Origin of the sequence: Shewanella cutis (genome assembly GCF_022410515.1) — a bacterium.
Lineage (GTDB): Bacteria > Pseudomonadota > Gammaproteobacteria > Enterobacterales > Shewanellaceae > Shewanella > Shewanella cutis.
Genome location: NZ_JACSDI010000026.1, coordinates 25714 through 50457 on the forward strand (window position 1 = coordinate 25714; position 24744 = coordinate 50457).

Annotated in this window: 21 protein-coding genes; 15 read left to right on the forward strand and 6 right to left on the reverse strand. The window is 42.2% G+C overall.

Annotated features, from left to right (window positions below):
• Window positions 1-11: 11 nt before the first annotated feature.
• From tal to H9J30_RS20215, 3 genes are all read right to left on the reverse strand, one after another.
• On the reverse strand, window positions 12-968 hold the full coding sequence (gene tal, locus H9J30_RS20205; RefSeq protein WP_240132631.1) for a transaldolase: 957 nt from the start codon (window positions 966-968) through the stop codon (window positions 12-14).
• A gap of 246 nt (window positions 969-1214) precedes the next feature.
• On the reverse strand, window positions 1215-2324 hold the full coding sequence (locus H9J30_RS20210; RefSeq protein WP_240132632.1) for an OmpA family protein: 1110 nt from the start codon (window positions 2322-2324) through the stop codon (window positions 1215-1217).
• Window positions 2325-2566: 242 nt separating this feature from the next.
• Window positions 2567-4933, reverse strand: a complete 2367-nt coding sequence (locus H9J30_RS20215; protein ID WP_240132633.1) for a phosphoketolase family protein — start codon at window positions 4931-4933, stop codon at window positions 2567-2569.
• A 434-nt stretch (window positions 4934-5367) separates the two neighbouring features.
• Between H9J30_RS20215 and H9J30_RS20220 the strand changes: the two genes are divergently transcribed.
• Both H9J30_RS20220 and yaaA read left to right on the forward strand, forming a co-directional pair.
• On the forward strand, window positions 5368-6834 hold the full coding sequence (locus H9J30_RS20220) for an alanine/glycine:cation symporter family protein (protein WP_240132634.1): 1467 nt from the start codon (window positions 5368-5370) through the stop codon (window positions 6832-6834).
• A gap of 107 nt (window positions 6835-6941) precedes the next feature.
• Window positions 6942-7715: a peroxide stress protein YaaA gene (gene yaaA, locus H9J30_RS20225; RefSeq protein ID WP_240132635.1), complete on the forward strand. Its 774-nt coding sequence runs from the start codon at window positions 6942-6944 to the stop codon at window positions 7713-7715.
• Between the two features lie 81 nt (window positions 7716-7796).
• Here yaaA and H9J30_RS20230 read toward each other — a convergent pair whose 3' ends face one another.
• Window positions 7797-9197, reverse strand: coding sequence for a M28 family metallopeptidase (locus H9J30_RS20230; protein WP_240132636.1), 1401 nt, complete (start codon window positions 9195-9197; stop codon window positions 7797-7799).
• 135 nt (window positions 9198-9332) lie between these two features.
• Between H9J30_RS20230 and H9J30_RS20235 the strand changes: the two genes are divergently transcribed.
• Window positions 9333-9629 carry an ArsR/SmtB family transcription factor gene (locus H9J30_RS20235; protein ID WP_006084975.1) on the forward strand — a complete coding sequence of 99 codons (297 nt, stop codon included), beginning with the start codon at window positions 9333-9335 and terminating at the stop codon, window positions 9627-9629.
• A 60-nt stretch (window positions 9630-9689) separates the two neighbouring features.
• Here the strand turns inward: H9J30_RS20235 and rpsT are convergent, their stop codons facing one another.
• Window positions 9690-9956 (reverse strand): 30S ribosomal protein S20, encoded by a 267-nt coding sequence (gene rpsT / locus H9J30_RS20240; RefSeq protein ID WP_011073368.1) that lies wholly within the window; start codon window positions 9954-9956, stop codon window positions 9690-9692.
• Window positions 9957-10208: 252 nt separating this feature from the next.
• On the opposite strand from rpsT, the gene murJ reads away from it, so the two are divergent.
• The 12 genes from murJ (at window position 10209) to H9J30_RS20300 (ending at window position 23922) form a co-directional block, all read left to right on the forward strand.
• Window positions 10209-11768, forward strand: a complete 1560-nt coding sequence (murJ, locus tag H9J30_RS20245) for a murein biosynthesis integral membrane protein MurJ (RefSeq protein ID WP_240132637.1) — start codon at window positions 10209-10211, stop codon at window positions 11766-11768.
• 65 nt (window positions 11769-11833) lie between these two features.
• Window positions 11834-12769 (forward strand): bifunctional riboflavin kinase/FAD synthetase, encoded by a 936-nt coding sequence (gene ribF / locus H9J30_RS20250; protein ID WP_240132638.1) that lies wholly within the window; start codon window positions 11834-11836, stop codon window positions 12767-12769.
• 32 nt (window positions 12770-12801) lie between these two features.
• Window positions 12802-15624 carry an isoleucine--tRNA ligase gene (gene ileS / locus H9J30_RS20255; RefSeq protein ID WP_240132639.1) on the forward strand — a complete coding sequence of 941 codons (2823 nt, stop codon included), beginning with the start codon at window positions 12802-12804 and terminating at the stop codon, window positions 15622-15624.
• A 9-nt stretch (window positions 15625-15633) separates the two neighbouring features.
• Window positions 15634-16146 (forward strand): signal peptidase II, encoded by a 513-nt coding sequence (gene lspA / locus H9J30_RS20260; protein WP_240132640.1) that lies wholly within the window; start codon window positions 15634-15636, stop codon window positions 16144-16146.
• Window positions 16146-16568, forward strand: a complete 423-nt coding sequence (gene fkpB / locus H9J30_RS20265) for an FKBP-type peptidyl-prolyl cis-trans isomerase (RefSeq protein ID WP_240132641.1) — start codon at window positions 16146-16148, stop codon at window positions 16566-16568. Before lspA ends, fkpB begins: the two co-directional genes overlap by 1 nt.
• Before the next feature lies 1 nt (window position 16569).
• Entirely contained in the window at window positions 16570-17526 is a 957-nt protein-coding gene (gene ispH / locus H9J30_RS20270) for a 4-hydroxy-3-methylbut-2-enyl diphosphate reductase (RefSeq protein ID WP_011073362.1), read from the forward strand.
• A 193-nt stretch (window positions 17527-17719) separates the two neighbouring features.
• On the forward strand, window positions 17720-18307 hold the full coding sequence (pilV, locus tag H9J30_RS20275) for a type IV pilus modification protein PilV (protein ID WP_240132642.1): 588 nt from the start codon (window positions 17720-17722) through the stop codon (window positions 18305-18307).
• A 12-nt stretch (window positions 18308-18319) separates the two neighbouring features.
• Window positions 18320-19279, forward strand: a complete 960-nt coding sequence (locus H9J30_RS20280; RefSeq protein ID WP_240132643.1) for a PilW family protein — start codon at window positions 18320-18322, stop codon at window positions 19277-19279.
• Between the two features lie 11 nt (window positions 19280-19290).
• The gene (locus H9J30_RS20285; protein WP_240132644.1) at window positions 19291-19719 is read left to right on the forward strand and encodes a pilus assembly PilX family protein; all 429 of its coding nucleotides are present in this window, start codon (window positions 19291-19293) and stop codon (window positions 19717-19719) included.
• 13 nt (window positions 19720-19732) lie between these two features.
• On the forward strand, window positions 19733-23218 hold the full coding sequence (locus tag H9J30_RS20290) for a pilus assembly protein (RefSeq protein ID WP_240132645.1): 3486 nt from the start codon (window positions 19733-19735) through the stop codon (window positions 23216-23218).
• A gap of 9 nt (window positions 23219-23227) precedes the next feature.
• Window positions 23228-23620, forward strand: coding sequence for a type IV pilin protein (locus H9J30_RS20295; RefSeq protein ID WP_240132646.1), 393 nt, complete (start codon window positions 23228-23230; stop codon window positions 23618-23620).
• On the forward strand, window positions 23617-23922 hold the full coding sequence (locus H9J30_RS20300; RefSeq protein WP_240132647.1) for a TapY2 family type IVa secretion system protein: 306 nt from the start codon (window positions 23617-23619) through the stop codon (window positions 23920-23922). The genes H9J30_RS20295 and H9J30_RS20300 overlap by 4 nt, the downstream gene beginning before the upstream one ends.
• Before the next feature lie 149 nt (window positions 23923-24071).
• Here H9J30_RS20300 and H9J30_RS20305 read toward each other — a convergent pair whose 3' ends face one another.
• On the reverse strand, window positions 24072-24566 hold the full coding sequence (locus tag H9J30_RS20305) for a GspH/FimT family pseudopilin (RefSeq protein WP_240132648.1): 495 nt from the start codon (window positions 24564-24566) through the stop codon (window positions 24072-24074).
• Window positions 24567-24744 lie beyond the last annotated feature (178 nt).

A 24744-nucleotide genomic window follows, 5' to 3' on the forward strand; every position in this document is an offset into this window, starting at 1 on the left:
TCCGAAGATACTTAGTTTGCCAGTTTTGCCTTGAGCATGACTTCGAGTTTGCCTTGGTCTATAGCAAAGTTACGGATACCTTCAGCTAACTTATCGACAGCCATCGCATCTTGGTTGAATTCCCAACGGAATTGCGCTTCTGTTAATGGTTCACCTGCGGCAACTGTTGTGCTTGTCGGGACAAGTTTTGGCTGAATAGCCACTTGCGAATTGGCTAATTCTTCAAGTAATGAAGGACCAATTGTTAGGCGGTCACAGCCTGCTAACTCTATGATTTCACCAATATTACGGAAACTTGCACCCATTACTACAGTGTTATAGCCATGCTGTTTGTAGTAGTTGTAAATTTCGGTTACAGAAACGACACCTGGATCATTTACTGCGTCGTACTCTTTGCCTGTGTCTTTTTTGTACCAGTCGAGGATGCGGCCAACGAATGGAGAAATTAAGTACACGCCAGCTTCAGCACAGGCTCGTGCCTGCGCAAAGCTGAATAGCAGCGTTAAGTTACAGTTGATACCTTCTTGCTCTAATTCTTTGGCGGCACAAATACCTTCCCAAGTTGATGCAAGTTTGATCAAAATACGAGATTTATCTACACCAGCTTCCTGATATAGGCGAACTAGTTTGTGCGCTTTCGCAATAGATTTTTCTTTATCGAAGGATAAGCGGGCATCGACTTCAGTTGAGATTCGACCTGGAACGAGTTTTAGAATTTCGACTCCAATGTTGACGGCAAGTTTATCGCTGGCATCATCAATCTGTTGCTCAATATCAGTACTTTGTAATTTAGCCCATGCGATGGCATTGTCGATTAGCGCGCTATACTCAGGGATTTGTGATGCTTTTAAAATGAGTGATGGGTTAGTGGTTGCGTCTTCTGGTTGATAGCGCTTAATTGCTTCAATATCGCCAGTATCGGCCACAATAGTAGTGTATGACTTGAGTTGCTCTAATGTATTTGCCATGAAAAACATCCTTCTCAGATAGCGGTCAAAACTCAGAAATTAACTGATGACTATTAGAAGCGATTTTGCCAAATTTTCCAACCATCAATGTAAAAAAATTACAAAAATGGTGAAACTATATCGTTTCTTGCTGAATATTGTGTTTGTAGCACTCTATCAGCCCAAGCGCCATCAGATTAGATAGTGTAGATGCCGTAAAAACAAAAAGTCGCTGCAAGCAGCGACTTTTTTATTCTAACAGTGCAATTACTTCAGAACAGGTTGTTTTTCAGTCGTTGTCACGATAGCTTCGATGCGGCGGTTAGCTGCATGAGCTTCTTTTGAATTACCAGCTACTAAAGGCTTGGTAATGCCGTAACCGTTTGAAGTTACACGGCTTTGGCTAATGCCAAACTTTTCAACAAGGATTTTGGCAACAGCGTCAGCACGTTTGTCAGACAGAACCATGTTGTATTCTGGTTTACCTACGTTAGAAGCGTGACCCGCGATTTCAACTGTGAATTCTGGGTTTTTATTCATGTAGTTAGCCAATCTTTCGATATCTTTGTAGTACTCTTTTTTCACTACAGCAGAATCGTTAGCAAATTGGATAGAACCTACATCTTCTTGCTTTTTAACGTTTTCATAGATAGTACAGCCAACAGAGTCAACTTTGTGAGTTGCTGGCGTTGCTGGGCACTGATCTTTATCGTCGTATACACCATCGTTGTCTGAGTCAACTGGTGCTGCTGCAACAACTGCTGCTACAGGTGCAACGGCTGCTGGCGTACCGAAACGGTAGCTTAATTCTAAACCCCAGTAATTGCTATCAGCTTCAATCGTGTTGAAGTCAGTATCGTCTAAGTTTTCATAACGACGATATTTAGCTTGTAACTTCAGGTTATCAGTAAAGTTATAACCTACGCCTGCACCGAAGTAAGGTGCAAAATCGTTAGAGCTGTATGAGCTTGAAGTTGTACCAATATGTTGGCTGTTTTCTAAGGTGTAGTACATTGCACCCGCTTCAGCAGATAGGCTCCAACGGTTACCTAGTGGCCATACACCAACTAAGCCCAGAGTTGCTCCTTTAACGTCTGCATCATTGCTAATGCTACCTGTAGTCCAGTCTGCACTACCTAGATCACGATAGCCGATTTCTGCACCAAAGTAGTCATTAAACATATAGCCAGCGAAGATGTCCCATGCATATGGGTTGTCATCACCGTTGTCAGTTGCAATGTGTTCATAGTTATTAACGCCTAAACCTGCGCCAACATACCAAGGTGTTAATTCCTGAGATGCGCTGGCAGCAAGTGGAAGCATTGATGTAAGCAAAACTACTTTTAATGTGTTCTTCATCATTTTCTCTAAGTCCATTGTTTATGATTCTCCACCAAAAATATGCTTTGCGGTTTTTATGCAAAACATTGCTAGCACTTAGTGTGGGGATCCTTTGGTATTGTAGCCAGCGACTAATTATCACCGCATTTGTTAAAATTTTCCAGTGCTTAGTCTGAAGTTTTTTCTTGGGGTAGCATTTTGTTATTTTTTTATGGTGTTAAAAAGGCATCACTTAGGATGCCTTTTAATTGTATGTATTTTGTTAATTTGATTAACGGTTAGCGTGTCCAAACCCAATTTTCAATTTCAACAGGGTCTACTCCATTTGCTTTGATATAGTTGCGGTGATCAACGAGTCTTTGCAGCATATCGGTTGTAATTGAAACATGCTTAGTTTCGTCAATAACGCCCTGTTGGAATAGTTTGTAAGCCATATCAATAACAAGGTGATAGCGAGAAGTTCCATTACGAACACCCATATCAAATGGAGTGGTCGTTGAACCTTCTTCCTCGTAACCTTTAATTCTGAAACGACGACTTCCTTTGTAATCAAAAATTAACTTTTTGATCGTATTTGGATAACCATGATAGTTAAATACAACGCCTTTATCTTGGGTAAATATTTCATCCATCATCCATGGTTTTTCTTTAAATTTACGGCTACCTAAGCCATCGCTGCTTAATTCTGTAACGCTAACAAAACGAATTTTTACTCGAGGAAGCAATTCACGAATGATCACTAATGATGCCATACATTCTTGTGTTACATAGTCACCGCAACCAGCAAGGACGATATCTGGATTTTCATCTGAAGCAAAATCCCACACCATGACGCCGTCTTTTGCTTGTCTACGTGCTTCTTCTAAGCTTAACCATTGTGGCAGTTCTTTTTTACCTGCAACGAGGATGTTCAGCTTGTCACGATCCGCAAAAGCACGTTCGGTGTAAACTAAAGTGCTGTTAGCATCAGCGGGTAAATAGGCAGAGATAATCTTCGGGTGCTTCTCTAACATTGCACCTAAGAAAGACGGATTTTGGTGTGAGTAGCCATTGTGATCCTGACGTTCTAATAATGAAGATAGAACCACGTTACACGCAGGTAAAGGTTTACGGAAATGCACACCTTGGCTTGCATAAACATATTTACAGTATTGATCTGCCATTGATGAAACCACCTGTGAGAATGACTCGTAGGTTGGGAACATGCCGTGGCGGCCTGTGACTGTGTAGCCGTGCAACATACCGAAAAGCAAGTTTTCAGATAGTAGCTCTATTACTCGACCATCACGAGACATATCTTCGTCCCAGCTTTCAATTGGCCATTGCCAAGCACGGTCTGTTTCTTCAAATACGGCTTGCAGTTGGTTTGAATAGGTTTCGTCTGGGCTAAAGATACGTAAATTACGTTGATCACGGTTGAGTTTGAACGCATCACGCATCCATTGTCCCATCTTCAGCATAGAGTAACCGCGTTGTCCACGTGGCACTTCTGGGCCGTAGCTGAGTTTCTCTAAATCAGGATTAGATAAGGCTCTGACAACTTCGCCACCATAGGTAAGATGTTGGCGACCACAAGCTAAGTGTTTTGGTGGGATCAATGAGCAAATATCTGCATCAAAAATCAATTCACCTTGGGCATTGATTTGGTAGAGCTCTTGGAACTGATAGCTGGCTAACCAGTTATCAAGGGCGGCTAGATGACCTTTGTCAGTCGCACATTTATTCACGATAACTTGGTGTGATTCGCAGTTCCCTTCCAGTTTTTGACCGTTATATTCGCTCACACCCGTCCAGCCTTTAGCTGTACGCATTAAAATCACTGGCCAGCGAGGTTTAACAATATCTTCACCTTTGCGGGCACGGGTTTGAATATCGTTGATCATGCTATAAGCAGCATCCATGGCAGTTGCCATTTGGATATAAACATCTTCTTCGGCTTCACTGTCCACAATAATTGGGTGGTAGCCAAGGCCACGGAATTCAAGATCTAATTCTTCATGGCTCATACGTCCCATACGTGTTGGGCCTGAAATTTTATAGCCGTTAATATGGACGATAGGTAATACAGCACCGTTTGTTGCAGGTGAAACTAAACGGTTTGCGTACCAGGATGCGGCTAATGGACCGGTTTCAGATTCACCGTCACCAACTAATACGGTCGCGATAAGATCAGGGTTATCAAGCACTGCCCCCCAGCCAACGGATAATGAATAGCCTAATTCACCACCTTCAAGAATTTGTCCTGGAGCCTCTGGGTTAGCATGCGAAGGATAACCGTAAGCTGCTGAGAATTTCTTACAGATATCCTCAATACCAGTTTCATTATAAGGAATGGTTTCTGGATAGTAATGGCTTAGAGAGCCTTCAATGAATAAGTTAGCTTGTACCGCGGGAAAGCCATGGCCAGGACCGACTAAATAAATAAAAGGACGATTATGTTTTACTATAAGTCGGTTAATGTTGGCGTAGACAAAGTTGATACCAGGACAAGTTCCCCAGTGACCGAGCAAGCGAGGCTTTATGTCCGAATGCGCAAGCGGGCGTTTGTGTAGTACGTTTTGCTTTAAGTAAATCTGGGAGGTGGCGAGGAAGTTAGTAGCTCTTACGTATTTTTTAAGAGCATTTATTTCATGTGTATTCGTCATATTAAGCCTCACTAGAGCAGACGGAAGTGAATTATGTTTTCTTGGAGTTACTATATTTGTAATTTTCTTACAAAAATGTGTCCTACATCCAAATTTTAAAACATGTATCCGTGGTTAATGCATGTGGCTTAAGTTTGTATTTTTGTTAATTTAATATTAACGGTGACTTATCTAAGCTTTATCAGTGTGAGATTGCTGTTGTTTAAGTATGCAAACGTAGGCTTGATCACATGAGTAATTTCGAATACTGTGCTATTTTGCTGCGTTGAATTCGGTAGCCGTGATGTTGTAAATTCACGGAAGGATAATTTGAAAGAATAAATCTACCGATATTCTTACCTTTATTAGGAAGGATTCGTTCACCACAGATGTTGCACCTTTTAGCTTAAGTATAGGTGGAGGAGAGCATTTGCTACGGGAAAAAGTAAAATAATATGTTAGAAACTATTGTAAATTTTTTGAACGCACTCCTTTGGGGCAAGTTACTTGTATATGGATTAGTTGGAGCTGGCCTATATTTCACCTTACGGCTTGTTTTTATTCAACTTACACATTTTAAACACTCCCTTAAAGTCATGACAATGAGCCGTCAAGGTTGCGAGAGTGGTCTGTCTTCATTCCAAGTGTTTTGTACCAGTATGGCTGCTCGTGTCGGCGCTGGGAATATGGCTGGGGTTGCTGTCGCAATTGGCGCTGCAGGTCCTGGCGCAGTATTCTGGATGTGGTTAATTGCCATGTTAGGGATGGCGACTGCCATGGTGGAGTCAACACTTGCGCAAGTGTATAAAGTACGTGATGCCAATGGCCAATTTCGCGGAGGTCCTTCTTATTATATGGAGAAAGGGCTTGGTCAGAGATGGATGGGAGTGCTGTTTGCTTTCTTTCTGATTATCGCGTTCGGTTTAGTGTTTAATGCTGTTCAGGCGAATACGATTACGGGGGCAATGGAGCGGGTATTTGGGTTTGATCCTACCTATGTCGGCATTGGGTTGGTGCTAGCCAGTGGCTTTGTGATTATGGGGGGGCTGCGTAAAGTCGCACGAGTGTCAGAGTTTATTGTCCCTATTATGGCTCTAGCCTACATTCTGATTGCATTTATTATTGTGCTATTCAATTTAGATCAATTGCCTGCCGTGATTAGTCTGATCGTGAAAAGTGCCTTTGGTTGGCAAGAAGCTGCTGCGGGTGGTGTTGCCTACACGGTCGCTCAGGCTATGCAAGCGGGTATTGCGCGTGGGCTATTCTCAAACGAGGCGGGGATGGGAAGTGCGGCAAACGTTGCTGCAAGTGCATCACCAAACCCTAATCATCCTGCATCCCAAGGTTTTGTGCAAATGATGGGGGTATTTGTTGATACCATCGTGATTTGTACCGCAACGGCTGCCATTATTCTGCTTTCTGGGGATATTGGTTCTAGTGATGATGGTATTCGTCTCACAATCAATGCGATGTCAAACCATGTGGGCGATTGGGGCGGAGCCTTTATTGCCGTAGCCATTTTCCTATTCTGTTTTACTTCTATTATTGCTAACTATTCCTATGCAGAAACCAACGTGATGTTTTTAACGGGGAACAGTACTAAAGCATTACCGTTATTTCGCCTGTGTGTGCTGGGGATGGTGATGTTTGGCTCTGTGGCTAAAATTAGCTTAGTTTGGAATTTAGCGGATGTGTCAATGGGGCTAATGGCAACGGTCAATATAGTCGCTTTGTTATTGTTGTCTGGTTTGGCTATTCGAGTGATCAATGATTACTGCGATCAACTTAAGAGCGGTAAAATGCCTGAGTTTGATCGAAGTAAGTTTCCTGAGTTAATGGAACAACTTGACGATGGAATTTGGCAGAATAACAGCGTAAACGAACTGGCTAAAGCGCCTTCTGAATCTGCTATCAGTCGATAAACTCAAGTTCACTGATTAATGCTATCGAAAAAACCACGCCATCTGTACGTGGTTTTTTTATGTCTGTTCAGTATCATAGTAGGTAATCTATTAGTTGGAGCGTGTTAATGTTGATTTTGGTTTCACCTGCGAAAACCCTAGATTTTGAGCAACCACCTTTGACTCAAATCCATACTCGGCCTGATTTTTTAGCCCAAAGCCAAGAGCTAATCCAAGTCTGTCAGCAGTTAACGCCCAGCGATATAGCAACATTGATGAAGGTCAGCGATAGTATTGCTGGATTAAATGCGGCGCGATTTGGCGAGTGGAAACCCGATTACAGCATTGATAATGCCAAACAGGCTATCTTTGCTTTTCGAGGTGATGTTTATACAGGTTTTAATGCAGATACACTAACAGCGGCACAGCTTGAGCGTACCCAGTCACAATTGCGGATTTTATCGGGACTATATGGTTTACTGCGTCCACTCGATTTGATTTTGCCCTATCGTTTAGAAATGGGAACAGTACTCACTAATCAAAAGGGCAAGAATCTCTACGAGTTTTGGGGAAATACTCTTACTGATGCGGTCAATAGTGCGGTAGCAGCGCAGAGGGATAATATCATTATAAACCTTGCCTCAAATGAATATTTTAAAGCAATCAAACCTAAGCTGTTAAATGCACAATTAATCACCCCAGTATTTAAGGACTTTAAAAATGGTCAGTATAAAGTCATTAGTTTCTTCGCTAAACGCGCACGAGGAATGATGGCAAGATATATTATTGATCAGCAAGTAAGTTCTACTGACGGGTTAAAAGCTTTTGAGGTCGATGGTTATTACTACAGCGAAGATCACAGTAAGCCAAATGAACCAACCTTCCTGCGGGAAGCACAGTAGTATTGATTTGAGTTAAACAGCTAACGAGCAGCCGAGGCTGCTCGTTAGCTATGCACTTAATTTGTAGTGGAATCGTTCTTTTTATTCATTGTGTAATGGTGTTAACACGATATTCGAGTTCGCCATGATATAAGCAAATTGGGCGTAGGCCGCCACATTTTGCGCTAATGCCTTAGGATTGATTTTATCTAAGGTATCGTTGGGGGTATGGTGATAATCGAAGTAATCGTGACCATCTTGTCTTAATGAGGCTACCGGAACTCCTAATGCGGGCAACATGGAGACATCCGGCCCGCCGGAGGCTTGATTATCACCGAGCGCGACACCGTTATAAGCCATTGGCTTTATGCTTTCTTGGACTTGAGCAAAAACCTTTTCATTTACCTTGGTATCGATTTGATAAATTGGGCCTGCGCCGAAATCAGATTCAGCAGCAATATAATGTAACGGTAACTCTGTTTTATGGGCCTCGGCATAAGCTTTACCGCCGATCAACCCCATTTCTTCAGCTGCATAGAGTACAACCCTTATGGTGCGAGCCGGTTTTTGGGGGAGATCTTGAATATGCTTTGCTGCTGCCGTCACAATGGCAACGCCCGCACCATCATCAATTGCGCCAGTGCCTTCATCCCACGAATCTAAGTGAGCCCCGATCAAAACTATTTCATGAGGCTTACTACTCCCCGTGACTTCTGCAATCACATTATAAGAGGTATTGGTGCCTAAATCCTTTGGTGACATATTAAGCTCTAGCACTGCATTAGGATCACGTTTTAACATGGCTTCGACTAAGTCGGCATCAGGATTAGACATGGCAGCAGCCGGAATTTTAGGTACACCATCTTGATAACGCATTATGCCTGTATGCGCCATACGATCATGGTCGGTACCAATTGAGCGTATTATTACCGCAACAGCCCCCTTTTGTGCTGCTGCAACGGCACCTTTTGAGCGTCCCCCAACACTTTTACCGTAACCTTCCCCTGTAATATGACGCACTGTTTTTTGATCGATAAAAGCAATTTTACCTTTTACGTCATCGGGAGTTGCTTGTTGAAGCGCTTCTAAACTATTAAAGCGAGCAATTTTAGCCTTAATTCCTTCTACGGGCGTTGCAACACTGCCGCCTAATGCGGTAATCACTAGGGGTTGCTCTACCGGAGAGATAATTTTGGCTTTCGCTTCGCCTCGCTCCCAAATTGGAACTTGTACAGGCTCTTTATAGACCTTATCAAATCCTAGACTGGCCAGCTTATTCATTGCCCAATTGACGGCAATAACATCTTTAGGGCTACCTGCGAGCCGTGGACCTACTTCCACGGTGAGAGATTCGACTATGTCATACCCCAATGATGAAGCTAATGCAGTTTGTTGTAATTGAGCTGGAATATCGGTTTTGGCTGATGTTTCTACATGGGTTTGACAGGCGCTTAAACCGCTAATAAATAGGCCTGTTATTAACGTTGTTTGGTAGGATTTCATAGGTTTCCTTTATTTTTATTAAGCATGTCCCATTTTTGAAAACAATCTAGCAAAAAGTGTGCTTTATGTCCCGACTATATCTGTAAGGCAACGCTATATTAGCGCAGGGGTTAGTTTTAGGAGAAAAAGTGCGTAATGAATATTGAATTGATGCAGGAGCGAGCCGATCATGCCGTGGTGCTATTAAAGGCACTCGCAAACGAACGCCGTTTATTTATCCTTTGTTATTTATTGAATGAAGGAGAAATGTGCGTTGGCGAAATGAATAAAAAATTAGGCTTAAGTCAATCGGCACTATCACAACACCTTGCTTGGTTGCGCAAAGATAATTTAGTGACCACACGCAAAGAAGCGCAAACTGTATTTTACTCACTGAAAAGTGATGAGGTACGTGAGATGATCCATTTATTGAACAATATTTATTGTCATTAATGGTTTTCATCAGATATAAAAAAACCGGCAATTGCCGGTTTTTTTTATTTGCTAAGGAAATTAAGCAACAAGTGCTTTGATCTTAGCGTTCAAACGAGCCTTATGACGTGCAGCTTTATTCTTGTGAATAAGGCCTTTAGTCGCCATACGGTCAACGATTGGTTGTGCAGCAGCGAAAGCTTCGGTTGCTGTTTTGTGATCGCCTGCTCTGATAGCTGCGATAACTTTTTTAACGTATGTACGTAACATTGAGCGACGGCTGGCGTTATGCTGACGACGCTTTTCAGATTGAAGCGCGCGCTTCTTTGCAGACTTGCTATTAGCCAAGGTGCAACTCCTAAAAACTGGATTTGATACTTTTAAAGGCCGAGGAATATGCCTGCATTTAGTCACTTTGTCAATGACTATGATTGAATAATCATCATAAAGATAAATTAATTCAACCCGCCTTGGCTATCTTCAACCCAACTCGTGTAATATGTGGCGCAATTCTAGCAGCTATTGCCGCAGTGTGACAGAGCCTGAGTCGATTTTTTGAGATGAATCACCTAATCCATTCGATGTAGGTCTGGGGGACGTTTGAGTAAAAAATTATTGAAATCTGGCATGATTGTTAGTGCTATGACGTTGATTTCCCGTGTTTTAGGTTTGGTTCGAGATGTTGTCGTTGCCAATTTAATGGGAGCAGGGACAAGCGCCGATGTTTTTTTCTTCGCGAATAAAATTCCTAACTTTTTACGTCGATTATTTGCCGAGGGGGCTTTTGCTCAGGCATTTGTTCCCGTACTGACCGAATATCAAGAAAAACACACCTCGGACGAAACCCGCGAGTTACTCAGCAAGGTTGCTGGTACTTTAGGTTTATTGGTCACTGCAGTGACGCTTGTCGGTGTCATTGCGTCACCAGTGTTATCCGCCTTATTTGGCGGTGGCTGGTTTGTTGCTTGGCTGAATAATGAGCCCGATGGTGTCAAGTTTGAACTGGCAACAGTCGTGCTTAAAATCACGTTTCCCTATCTGTGGTTTATCACCTTTACTGCTTTAGCTGGCTCAATCCTAAATACTCGAGGACGTTTTGCTGTATCGGCTTTTACGCCAGTATTTTTAAATGTGGCCATTATTGCTGCGGCTATGTTTTTTGCTCCAACGTCTTCTCAGCCAGAAATTACTTTGGCGTGGGGGGTTTTTTGCGGTGGTTTAATTCAGTTTTTATTCCAAATTCCGTTTTTGCTTCGGGAAAAGGCGTTAGTTAAGCCTTCTTGGGGATGGAATCATCCTGGGGTTGTGAAGATCAGAACTTTGATGATCCCTGCCTTATTTGGGGTTTCTGTCTCACAAATCAATTTGTTATTTGATACCTTTATCGCCAGTTTCCTGATGACTGGCTCCATTAGTTGGCTCTATTATTCAGACCGATTATTAGAGTTCCCGCTTGGTTTATTTGGTATTGCTATTGCGACCGTGATTTTACCCGCTTTATCTCGAAATCATGTGAATGCTGAAGGCGATGGTTTTGGTCAAACCATGGATTGGGGGATTAAAGCAATTCTTTTGCTCGGTTTACCTGCAATGATGGGGTTGATTGTACTCGCACAGCCGATGTTGATGGTGTTGTTTATGCGTGGGGCCTTTACTATCAATGATGTGCAAATGGCATCTTATAGTTTGATGGCTTACGGTAGTGGCTTACTGAGCTTTATGCTAATTAAGGTGTTAGCACCTGGATATTACTCTCGCCAAGATACTAAAACCCCAGTCCGTTACGGCATTATCGCCATGATCACCAACATGGGTTTTAACTTAATATTTGCAATCCCATTTGGCTATGTGGGTTTGGCTGTGGCCACATCCATGTCTGCCTTGCTAAATGCGACATTGTTATACCGCGGTCTGCATAAAGCTGGAGTTTACCGCATTACCAAGCCAACTATGGTGTTTTTCCTTAAAGCCGTGGTTTCGACAGCCTTGATGGTGGTAGTCTTGTACTATTTATTGCCTACGCAATCTCAGTGGCTGGAATGGCAGTTAGTTGGGCGAGCTAAGGCATTGATTGGTTTAATTGCTGTTGGTGCTATGACGTATTTAGTTGGGCTATTGGTGTTGGGAATTCGTCCTTGGTCAATGAAACGGGGAGTTTGATTGCTGATTCTTATCGTTAGCTGTTATATAATCAGCCGATTTGCGCTTGGCAGTTATCTAAAGTTATGGAATTAATCCGCGGTATACATAACATTTTGTCATCTCACCATGGCTGTGTGCTGACTATAGGTAATTTTGATGGGGTACATCGAGGCCATGCACAGGTGATTGCCAATCTCGTGCAAAAGGCCAAGCAGCTATCGTTACCCCCGACTGTCATGACATTTGAACCTCAGCCACAGGAGTTATTCCGTGGTGAAAATGCGCCCGCGCGTTTGAGCTTACTACGTGACAAAATTATCTTGCTTGGTGAGCTAGGTGTTGAGCGGTTAGTGTGTGTTAACTTTAACCGTGCCTTTGCTGATCAACCTGCAGAGCATTTCATTGAAGAATTGCTGGTGCGTAAGTTAGGGGTTAAGTATCTCGTTGTCGGTGACGATTTTTGTTTTGGCAAAGGTCGTAAAGGCGATTTTGAGATGCTGAAGCAAGCGGGAGCCAGATATGGCTTTACCGTGGTTAGCACCCAGAGTTTTATTGTAGGATCGCAACGAGTCAGTTCGACAGCTGTCAGAGAGCAATTGGCTAAAGGTAACCTTGAGCAGGCAAGGCGGCTACTGGGTCATCCTTTTATCTTAAGTGGTCGTGTTGCTCACGGACAAAAAATCGGTAGAACTATCGGTTTCCCTACCGCCAATATTGCACTTAAGCGCAATGTGGTCCCTGTTCGCGGGGTATTTGCGGTGAAACTCTATTGGGAAGATAGCGATATCTATGAGGGTGTTGCCAATATAGGTTTTCGCCCGACGGTAAATGGTCAAATTTGCCAGCTTGAGGTTCATCTTTTGGATTTTGAAGGTGACATTTATGGCAAACATGTTGAGGTTGAGTTAGTGGCAAAACTTCGCGATGAACAACCTTTTGATTCATTGGATGCCCTGAAACAACAGATTTTGAATGATGCAAATGAGGCCAGAGCTTTATTTGGTAACGATGCAGGCTGATATTTATCAGTTTAATTAACGGTATAGGATCAATGAGCGACTATAAATTTACTTTGAATTTGCCGGAAACTGAGTTTCCGATGCGTGGTAATTTGGCAAATCGCGAGCCAGAGATGTTAGAACGCTGGACTAAAGACGGTCTGTACCAGCAGATCCGTGATAGCCGAATTGGCCGTACGCCTTTTATTTTGCATGACGGCCCACCGTATGCGAACGGCAGCATTCATATTGGTCACTCAGTCAACAAAATTCTTAAGGACATTATTGTTAAGTCAAAAACCATGTCAGGTTTTGATGCGCCATATGTGCCAGGTTGGGATTGCCATGGTCTGCCAATTGAACTGAAAGTCGAGCAAAAAGTCGGCAAGCCAGGTCAAAAGATTTCTGCGGCTGAATTCCGTGAAGAGTGCCGTAAATATGCCGCCGAGCAAGTTGATGGTCAACGCGAAGATTTTATTCGTTTAGGCGTGTTAGGCGATTGGCAGAATCCTTATCTGACGATGGATTTTGCTACCGAAGCTAATATCGTGCGCTCTTTATCAAAAGTGATTGAAAACGGTCACTTACACAAAGGCGTTAAACCTGTACATTGGTGTACTGACTGTGGCTCGGCATTGGCTGAAGCCGAAGTGGAATACGAGGATAAAACTTCGCCCGCTATCGATGTGGCCTTTACTGCCGTAGACAGCAAAGCCGTTGCCGCTCAGTTTGGTGTAAGCGATTACTCACATCCTGTCTCAATGGTGATTTGGACAACGACACCTTGGACTCTGCCTGCAAACCGTGCCTTATCAATCAGCCCAGAGCTTGACTACAGCTTGGTTGAATTTGTTAAAGATGGCGTGACTCACGCTGTCATCTTAGCCGATGTGTTAGTTGAAGCTTGTACGACCCGCTACGGCGCCGAGAGCCACAGCGTGTTAGGTAAAGTTAAAGGCGCAGCACTCGAACTGGTTCGCTTTAAGCATCCATTCTTAGCTTTTGATGTTCCTGCGATTTTGGGCGATCACGTCACAACTGATGCCGGCACGGGTGTGGTTCACACTGCGCCTGGTCACGGTCAAGACGACTTTGTGGTTGGTCAAAAATACGGTTTAGAAGTGGCAAACCCTGTTGGCGATAACGGTGTTTACAAACCAGACACAGAGTTTTTTGCCGGTCAACACGTATTTAAAGCAAACGACAATGTGGTTGCACTGCTGAAAGAAAAAGGTGCGTTATTACATCATGTTGCGTATCGCCACAGCTATCCACACTGCTGGCGCCATAAAACACCCATTATCTTCCGTGCTACGCCACAATGGTTTATCTCTATGGATAACCACAACCTGCGCAATCAAGCACTAAGTGAAATTGAGCAGACTCAGTGGATCCCTGATTGGGGACAAAGCCGTATTGAGAAGATGGTTGAAAATCGCCCTGATTGGTGTATTTCCCGTCAACGTACTTGGGGCGTGCCAATTACCTTATTCGTCCACCGCGAAACCGAAGAGTTACACCCTGACAGCGTGTCATTAATGGCGCGTGTGGCCAACCGCATTGAGCAGGAAGGCATTCAAGCTTGGTGGGATCTCGATGCTGCTGAATTACTGGGTGAAGAAGCCGAGCAATACCGCAAAGTAACTGATACCTTAGACGTATGGTACGACTCAGGTTCAACTTTTGCCTCTGTTGTTGCTGCTCGCCCTGAGTTCCATGGTCATGGTGTGGATTTGTATCTTGAAGGTAGCGATCAACACCGTGGCTGGTTTATGTCATCTCTGATGATATCTACCGCAATGACTGGCAAGGCTCCTTATAAGCAAGTGCTCACCCACGGCTTTACCGTTGATGGTAAAGGTCGCAAGATGTCCAAATCTATTGGTAACGTTATTGCTCCGCAGCAAGTCACTAATAAGTTAGGTGCGGACATTCTGCGTCTTTGGGTTGCGGCAACCGACTACAGTGGTGAGATGACTGTGTCGGATGAAATCTTAAACCGTAGTGCTGATGCCTATCGTCGTATTCGTAACACAGCTCGTTTCTTACTGGCGAACTTAAATGGTTTCGACCCGAAAAATGATTTAGTCGCTGTTGAAGATATGGTTGCGCTAGATCGTTGGGCTGTTCGCCGCGCTGCTGCGCTGCAGCAGGAAATCATTGAAGCCTACGAGCAATATAACTTCCATATTGTGACGCAAAAGCTGATGCAATTCTGCTCGGTTGAATTAGGTAGCTTCTACTTAGACATCATCAAAGACCGCCAATATACCGCGAAGCAAGAAGGCCACGCTCGCCGTAGCTGCCAATCAGCGCTATTCCATATTGCTGAAGCGATGGTGCGTTGGATTGCGCCTGTCTTAAGCTTTACTGCGGATGAAGTATGGCAGTTACTGCCGGGGCAGCGTGATGCTTATGTATTTACCCAAGAATGGTATCAAGGTCTGCAATCTATCACTTTAGATACGGATCTAAGCGATGCTTATTGGGAAAATTTGCTGACCGTACGTAATGAAGTCAACAAGGTGATCGAACAAGCTCGCCGTGATAAACGTATCGGTGGTTCGTTAGAAGCGGAAGTGACATTATTTGCCGATGCAACCTTAACCGAGCAGTTAACTCATATTGGTGATGAGTTACGTTTCGTGTTGTTAACCTCTGAAGCTAAAGTTCTGCCTTTAGTTGATGCTACTAGCGATGCAGTTGAAACCGAATTGGCGTCATTGAAGTTAGTGGTAAATGCGACAATAGCAGAGAAATGCGAACGTTGTTGGCACCACAGGGAAGAAGTCGGCACTATCGAGGCTCACCCAACACTTTGTCATCGCTGCGTAACCAACATTGAAGGTGACGGCGAAGTTCGTCTGTTTGCGTAAAGGATCTGTATGCCATTAACTTGGAAAGACAGTGGCTTACGTTGGTATTGGGTAGTTGTATTGGTGTTTTTGGCCGATCAACTATCCAAACAATGGGTCTTAGCCAATTTTGATTTGTTTGAATCGGTGCAGTTATTACCTTTTTTTAATTTCACCTATGTCCGTAACTATGGCGCCGCGTTTAGCTTTTTGAGTGAAGCCGGTGGCTGGCAACGTTGGTTGTTTACTATCGTCGCCGTTGGATTTAGCACCTTGCTGACTGTTTGGTTGCGTAAGCAGTCGGCATCATTATTGAAGTTAAATCTGGCCTACACCTTAGTGATTGGCGGGGCCTTGGGTAATCTAGTCGATCGATTAATGCATGGTTTTGTAGTGGATTTTATCGATTTCTATTGGGGCAAGAGCCATTATCCCGCCTTTAATATCGCCGATTCAGCGATTTTTATCGGTGCTGTACTGATTATTTGGGATTCGTTTTTTAACAGTGAATCCAAGCAAGATAAAACCGAAGAGGTGAAGTAGTGACTGTGACACGTTCATTAGTGTGCCATATGAATATTGTGCTTGAAGATGGTTCTACCGCTGATAGCACTAAAGCCTCTGGTAAACCTGCACGCTTAAATATCGGTGATGGCACCTTAAGTCCAGCATTCGAAGCACAACTTGTATCCTTAAATGAAGGTGATAAGCATAGTTTTACGCTTGAAGCTGTCGATGCGTTTGGTGAATCAAATCCTGATGCGATCCACTATATGGATAGAACGCGTTTTCCGGCTGATATGGCACTGGAGGTTGGTGTGATTGTTAGCTTTGCCGGCCCCGGTGGCAGTGAAATCCCTGGAATTATACGTGAAGTTGCAGGCGATTCGATTACCGTGGATCTCAATCATCCCTTGGCGGGGCGCAAAGTCACTTTTGAACTCGACGTGGTAAAGGTACTGTAAGATGAAATTTGATCCTACCAGCCCAAGTTTAAATATCATGCTGGCCAATCCTCGCGGCTTTTGTGCTGGTGTGGATCGTGCTATCAGCATTGTTGAACGCGCGCTCGAGTTATTTTCACCCCCTATTTATGTTCGCCATGAAGTCGTACATAACCGCTATGTGGTGCAAAATCTTAAAGACCGCGGTGCTGTTTTTGTTGAAGAGTTAGATCAAGTGCCTGATAACAATATTGTTATCTTTAGTGCGCATGGTGTTTCTCAGGCGGTACGTGCTGAGGCAAAAGCCCGTGGTTTACGGGTGTTTGATGCCACTTGTCCGTTAGTCACTAAAGTACATTTACAGGTTACACGCGCGAGTCGCAAGGGTATTGAATGTATTTTAATTGGCCACGCTGGGCACCCTGAAGTCGAAGGTACGATGGGGCAATATGATAATCCTAATGGCGGAGTCTATCTGATTGAATCTCCTGCTGATGTCGAAACCTTAGAAGTTCGCGATCCGAATAATCTGTGCTTCGTGACCCAAACTACGCTCTCGGTAGATGATACTCTGGACATTATCTCTGCGCTACTAAAGCGTTTTCCTTCTATTGAAGGTCCTCGCAAGGATGATATTTGTTACGCGACCCAAAACCGCCAGGATGCGGTGCGTAATCTTTCAGCCGATGTGGATCTGTTAATCGTAGTCGGCTCGAAAAACAGCTCTAATTCTAATCGATTACGTGAATTAGCCTTAAAAACGGGCACCCAGTCTTATCTCGTTGATACTGCAGATGATATTGATTCATCTTGGTTTGAAAATATTACAAAAGTCGCAGTGACTGCTGGCGCGTCTGCACCAGAAGTTCTCGTACAGCAAGTGGTTCAAGCCATCGCGAAATTAGCGCCGAGTGTGGTGACTGAAGTCGAAGGACGTAAAGAAGATACTGTCTTTGCAGTACCCGCTGAATTACGTTAACCGATTTGGCAAAATTTTGATGAATGAAAAGAGGCTGTTAGCCTCTTTTTTATTACCAAAAATACACTAAATGCAAACGAGTCATAATGGAAGCCATGCTTATATGCTATTGTTACTGGCTACTTACATTCTTCTCATCTATTATTAACTGTTAGTAATGTTTTTATTGTAAGATTAAGATTTTAAAGGGTAAATGTCTGAAAAGCATGTCAAGAATATGACTAAATTCGAACGGTTGACACATCAAGGATTTCAACGAGGCTTCTCATTAATTGAAGTACTTGTTGCATTGGTTATCCTCGTAATTGGTTTGATTGGTATTTTTAATCTACATATCGTTGCTAAACGAGGCAGCTTTGAGTCTTTTCAGCAGACTCAAGCTTCATACTATGCTAATGACATCATTAACCGGATGAAACTTAATCGAACTCAATTAGCCAATTATAGCGGTGAATATACTGGGGCGCTGAGTAAACCAAATAAAGAGTGCGATGTAGCTGTCGGGGCTGTAAGTCTGTGTTCTTCAGTCGAAACTCAAGCTTGGGATCTATATCAATGGGAGCAAAGTATTATCGGTGCTGCTGAAACTGTTGGCGGGCAGAATGTGGGGGGATTAGATTCTCCAACGGCTTGTATTGATATTGATGGTACTACTGTCACTGTTGCCGTGGCGTGGAGAGGTATTCGCGAGGGCGCTGGAACCACATATTCTGGAAATGAGTGTGGTAAGGATCTTGGCACTCGTAGGCGTATTTTTGTCGTGTCGACAGTGATTATTTAGGTTAGTGAATAGATGAAAAATTGTCAGAAGGGGATGTCTTTAGTTGAGTTAATGGTCTCGATGCTTATCGGACTGTTTCTCACGCTTGGGCTTTTTGCCATGTTTAGTATGTCATCTTCTAATGTTGTGACGACCAGCCAATTCAATCAATTACAAGAAAATGGCCGCATAGCTCTCGCCCTTATGGAAAGGGATATTACCCAGCTTGGTTTTATGGGCGATATAACAGGAACCGATTTTGTGCTTGGCACCAATATGACCTTAAGAGATGGTATTACAAATGACTGCATCGGTGCAGGCGTAAACAACGGTACATTACCAAATACGGAACCTGCGCATTTTAGGCGATTATGGGGATATGAAGCAGGTAAAAGTGCTGAGAGTCTGAGTTGTTTGAATGGGGTAAATGCCAACACGGATGTGATCCAAATAAAAAGGCTGGTTGGGCCGCCTGTCACCAATCCAAACGGTGAACGTTATTATATGGCTGCGACCTCGAGCCAAGCGGTGCTATTTAAAGGGGGGAATCCTCCAAATCCAGCGCTTGAAAACGCACGATTTTGGGAATATCAACATCATATTTATTTTATTAAGAATGATGGTTCAGTGCCGGTATTAAGACGTAAAACCTTAACTAAAAACAATGGTATGAACAATGAAGAACAATTAGTCGAAGGCATTGAGAATATGCGTATTCTCTATGGTTTTGATAATGACGGTGATGATACCGCTGATAGCTTTATGCCTGCGGAAAATGTGACTACATTAATGTGGGATAATGAATTATTTCAACGTTTAGTTGCTGTTAGAGTTTTTTTATTGGTTAGAGCGATAGATGAAGATAAAAGCTATACAAACGATACCACTTACACTTTAGGTGATAAGGAAATTGACGGCTTAAATGATCACTACCGACGAAAAGTGGTTTCAACAACGATGGTGCTTGCCAATCCTGTGTTAATTCGGAATTAGAGGGTAAAGGGATGAAAAAGCAGAAAGGGATAGTACTATTTTTCGCACTTATTGTGCTGCTTTTGATGACAATTATAGGTGTCGCGTTGGCCGTCAATTCAACCCAATCTATGCGTATGTCTGGAGCGGGGGCTGAGCGAATTGAAGCGAAATCAATTGCTGATGGTGGGTTACAACAAGTGATACTCAAATATGAAGGCATGCTATTGGCGAATTTAAATGTTGTTACTACGGAAAAACTTTTTAATGGTACACAGCGACTTACTCCATACCCTCTCACTGGAGTCAGAAACGTAGCCTGTCAGCGAACAGCAAATGCAACAGGGGCTAATTTAGTGAATTGTCGCCGAGTCGAAATTAGCAGCACAAGAACATTTGGTCGAGATGATTTAGGTCAACTAACCGTTGTTGCTGGTGTAGAGCAGCAAGTCTTGCCTTAATAGGATGAATATCATGCTAAACAAATTGCTTATAGGAATATTAACAGTTGTCACCTGCACAGCTGGCTTGACGTTTGCTGATGATACAGAACTCTATTTGGTTGATTCAACTGTTCGAACAGGCAAACGTCCACAGGTGTTATTTATTTTCGATAATTCTGGCAGTATGTCTACTGTGGAAGAGAATGCGGTGACATCTTATTGTTCAGAGGCTGATAGGAGTGCAGGAATTTGTAGTTATCCTGATGGATTTGGAACTTTTTTGGAGGGTTACTCTGGTTATATTAACGATAAGGGAACCTACTGGAATGCGGGGGGGATTGATAATACCAGTAATATGCCTACTCCAGATAAACCTAATGATGGGCGGCGATTCTATAAAGATAATAATAACTGTAATACAGCTGCAAAGGCTTTAGCTTCTAAGGGACGTTATACTGGTTATTTAAGAGAGTTTAGTAGCAGCAGAAACACATGGAATAATCTAGCTGATAATAATGGTTTCAATCAGAATGATATTGTGGATTGCTATGAAGATATTTTAAATGCCGACCCTGTTAATCCGGGTAAATTGAAAGGTAACTCTTTTGCAAATGGTTATCCCATAAACAATAAATCGATGTATACAACTAGTGCTACTGAAGCCGATCGCTTAAATAGTTTGAAAAATACTCAGTTTGGCTCTGGGCAACCAGTGACTCTTTACACGGCTCATTATCTGGTTTGGCATAAATGGGTTACGACAACCAAAGAAGGGCAAGAGAGTGGCGGTGTTGGAACTCGTTTAGATGTTGCAAAAAAAGCATTAATATCCGCTTTAGACTCACTTGCAGTACCAATCGATGCTAGTCTAGCTGTATTTAATCTCAATTTCCCTGATGAGTCTAATGCTGATGGCGGCCGAGTAGTTTATGACTTGGCGGAAATGAATTCTGTGAATAAAACAAGTTTAACCAATTTAATCAAAGGTATGCCAGCCCAAACGAATACACCATTATGTGAAACTCTTTATGAGGCTTACATGTACTTTAGTGGTGGTCCTGTGACTTTTGGAAACAAAGATACTGACTATAAATCTTTAAATTATAAAAAAAATACACCGCCAAGTATTTTGATGGCGGGAAGTTATACAACACCTTTTAAAAAATGTCCTGATACAGCTTATGTTATTTATATTACCGACGGGGCGCCAACAGTTGATAAGTCAGCTGATTTGTTAATTAAAAATTTAACAGCAACAGCTAAAAATAAAGATGCTGATTATAATATATTTAACTTTAAAAACCCCCAGAATCAAAATGATACTAGTTATATGCCAGCTCTAGCTGCCTATATGTACAATAATGATGTCGTTATTGGGAATAAAGATTCAATGGGAGTTGATAACAAGCAAAATATTCGTATTTTTACTATTGGTTTTTCTGACGGTGCAGATGCCGCCGCAGATTTATTAGAGGAAACCGCTTTTAGAGGAGGAAATCCGCGTAATAGTGATGGTGTATCTAAAGGATACTATGTCGCAAAAAATGGTCTTGACTTAGTAACGGCTCTGGACGATGCATTAAAATCGATTTTAACAATTGACTCAACGTTTACATCTCCGAGTATTGCCAGTAATAATTTTGATAAAACTCAAACCTATAATGCCGCATACTATGCTATGTTTCTTCCTGGAAATGGTCCGCGTTGGAGTGGTAACCTTAAAAAACTTAAGGTGAACTCTGCTGGCGAGATTGTCGGTCCTAGTGGTAGCGCTAATGCCATTGATACAAATGGTAATATTTCGATTGACACTTGTACGTATTGGAATGCTTGCTCTGGTGCAAACGATGGTAATAAAGTGCTCTCTGGTGGTGTATTACCAACATTAAGAAGCCAACTTAAAAATCGCAAGATTTATACTAATAGTGATAACAATCTAGTTAATTTAGCAACGTCTTCTTTTGTTTCTAGTTATTCTCAGACTGATTTAGATTGGTTGTATGGTGTTGATGTCGATGATGATGATAATGATGATAGCACTTCAGATCCTAGGGAAGATCTGATGGGCGATCCTCTGCACTCTAAGCCTTTAGCTATTAATTTTGGCACCGCTAACGCTTTGGATGTGAGAATTATCCTGGGCACAAACCAAGGTTTAGTGCATATGTTCAAGGACTCCGATGCGGGAAGTGACGATTATTCAGTTGGTTCTGTTTCTGAATCTTGGGCTTTTATGCCTAATGAACTTTGGAGTAATGTTCCAAAATTGCGAGAAAACCCTGCAACAGGTGTGCACTCTGTTTATGGTATGGATTTATCTCCTGTCGCCTATACGAAAACTAAAGCAGATGGGGAGATTGAAGTCGCATGGGTGTTTTTAGGTATGCGAAGTGGTGGTTCTTCTTATTATGCTTTGGATGTAACTAAGCCTGATTCACCATCCTTAAAATGGGTGATTAATTCCGATTCGAGCAACTTTGAGGATTTAGGACAAACTTGGTCGGAGCCCGTAGTCACATCTTTGAAAGGCATAGCCGATCCCGTACTAATTTTGGGTGGTGGTATGGCATCATCTCAAGGTACTGGCAAATCGGTATATATAGTTAATGCTAAAACTGGAAATTTTATTACAAAATTTACTGATGTAGACATGGGAAGTATAGCTAGTAAAGTCGCCGTATTAGATAGTGATAATGATGGATATACCGACCGAATTTATGCAAGTGATATAGTGGGTAATGTATGGCGTATGGATTTAGCAGGAACAGATACTGCCCAGTGGACATTGTTTAAATTCGCTTCAATTGCTGGGGCTTCACCTGATAATCGAATGTTTTTTACTGGTCCTGTAGTCGCCCAAACCGAATTTAATAATGTACATTCTGATGGTAACGTTCTGAGCTATCAGAAGATTCCCTATGACGCTGTGACTATTGGCTCGGGCAATCGTGATAACCCACTAGGTCTCAGTATTAAAGATAAATTTTATGTATTCCAAGACCGTAACGTTGTTACGCAAAATTTTACTACAAAGCCCGCAACATTGACTTCTACGGATTTGTATGATGTCACAAGTTCAGCACCTAGTAGTAAAGATGGTGATATTGCATTTGGAAAGATGAAAGGCTGGCAGTACAGTTTTACCGCTATTGGAGAAAAGAGTTTATCAGCCTCACTAATTTTTAATGGTAAAGTCTATTTTACCTCTTTTGTACCGCCAACTAATCAATCAGTTGATTTGGATTCTGGCGTGTGTGGTTTTTCTGGACAAGGTCGGTTGTACGTGTTCGATTTACATAAGGGGACTCGTTCTTATAGCCAAGTTTATTACGAGGTGGGTGAGCGGGTACCAGATACCCCACAAATAGTTATTCCTAAGCCTGAAGATGGTGAAAAAGCTGAGGCGTATATTATTGGTGTGGGAAAAGGGGAGTGTGATAATGGTAAATGTAAAGGTACCATTGGATTAGGTGGTGGTTTAAATACCAATAAAATTTATTACCATATAGATGAATAAGTATTTTATATGAAGATTAAAGATAAAGGTTTTACCTTAATTGAGGTGATGATAGTTGTTGTCATTATTGGAATTCTATCGGCAATAGCCTATCCCTCTTATACTCGTTATGTTGCTCAGAGTACGAGGGCTGAGGGATTGTCTGCGTTAATGAAATTAGCCAATCTACAAGAGCAGTATTATTTAGATAATCGTAAGTATGCTGCTGATTTGACTAAAATTATAGATGCAGATCCATATATTACTGAAAACGGTAATTACTCAGTGACATCAAGTGGTACTTCATCATTTACTCTAAAAGCGGTCGCAAAAGGGATACAGGCAAGCCGAGATTCTTCTTGTACTCCTTTGACCATCACTGATACAGGGGCTAAAGGCCCAAGTGCGGAGTGTTGGAAATGAAATTAGTCATTCTCTCCACGATTTTGGTTTTGACATCGAGCAATCTTTGGGCAGATACCATTAATTCACAGACAGAACAGGATTTTAAATGTTTTATTATGTTTAAAAATAATGCTGAAATTGCTTTTTACCGTTGGAAAACGAGTGAAATGCCATTAAGAATGGCAAATCTTGTAGGGACTCGTCGTCAGTCGAATGATGGTAAAAAGTCTTACATCAATGCAGTAGAAGAATGTGTTGAGCTTAACGCATTTTTCAGTAGCAGCAAGGCTCAAGCATTGGATAAGTTAACTCCAAGATAAACACGTTTAGTGAATAATTTAAAGCTAAATTAAAACTATATAAAAAAGGTAATACTTTTTAAAAGTAACTTAAAATTATCAAATCGTTCCATTTCATCAGGAATTTTGACTGATACTGAGGTGATAATATATCTGTGCTTGTCCGTTATTTATGAACAGCTTTGATTATCACTTTCCTCTTTAATCAAACCTGATGTGCTAATTTTAATGCTTTTAGAACCGTCACTTTCTCCGCTAGGACAATATATAATTGATGTCTCAGTAGAAACTAAGCCATCAGGAGTAAAGTTCACGGTTTTATCTGTTGGGCCAGTTAATGAGATAGTGTCTTTAGAGTTAAACCCCTCTATTACCTTAAGGACTTTTTTGGCGCCATTATTCTCAATATACACACTAAACCCTTTAGTCCAGTCATTACCACAGGGCGTTGCTGCATAGGGGCATACTGTGACAGTAGCACCGTAATTCACTGCTTGATTTCGAGCAAAGGCAAAGAGATCATTGATTTTTTGCATTTCATTTGCACTGCGAGTCGCTTCATAGATTGCAGTGAATGATGGGACGCCAATAGAAAGGAGCAAAGCTGCAATCGCGATGGTAACCATCAGTTCAACTAAAGTAAAACCTTTTGAGATAGTAAACATTACACAATCCTCGCTTTAATTCGCTTAAGTATATGCGAGAGAGTCTTTAAGATCAGTAACTATCTAAGTTATTCAATATAACCAATAAGTTGATTGGCATGACTGTTTATAATTGGAGCTGCCAATAGGCAGGGTTTAAAATGGTTCTTACTTTTTGTTGAGCGATTTATATACAGAA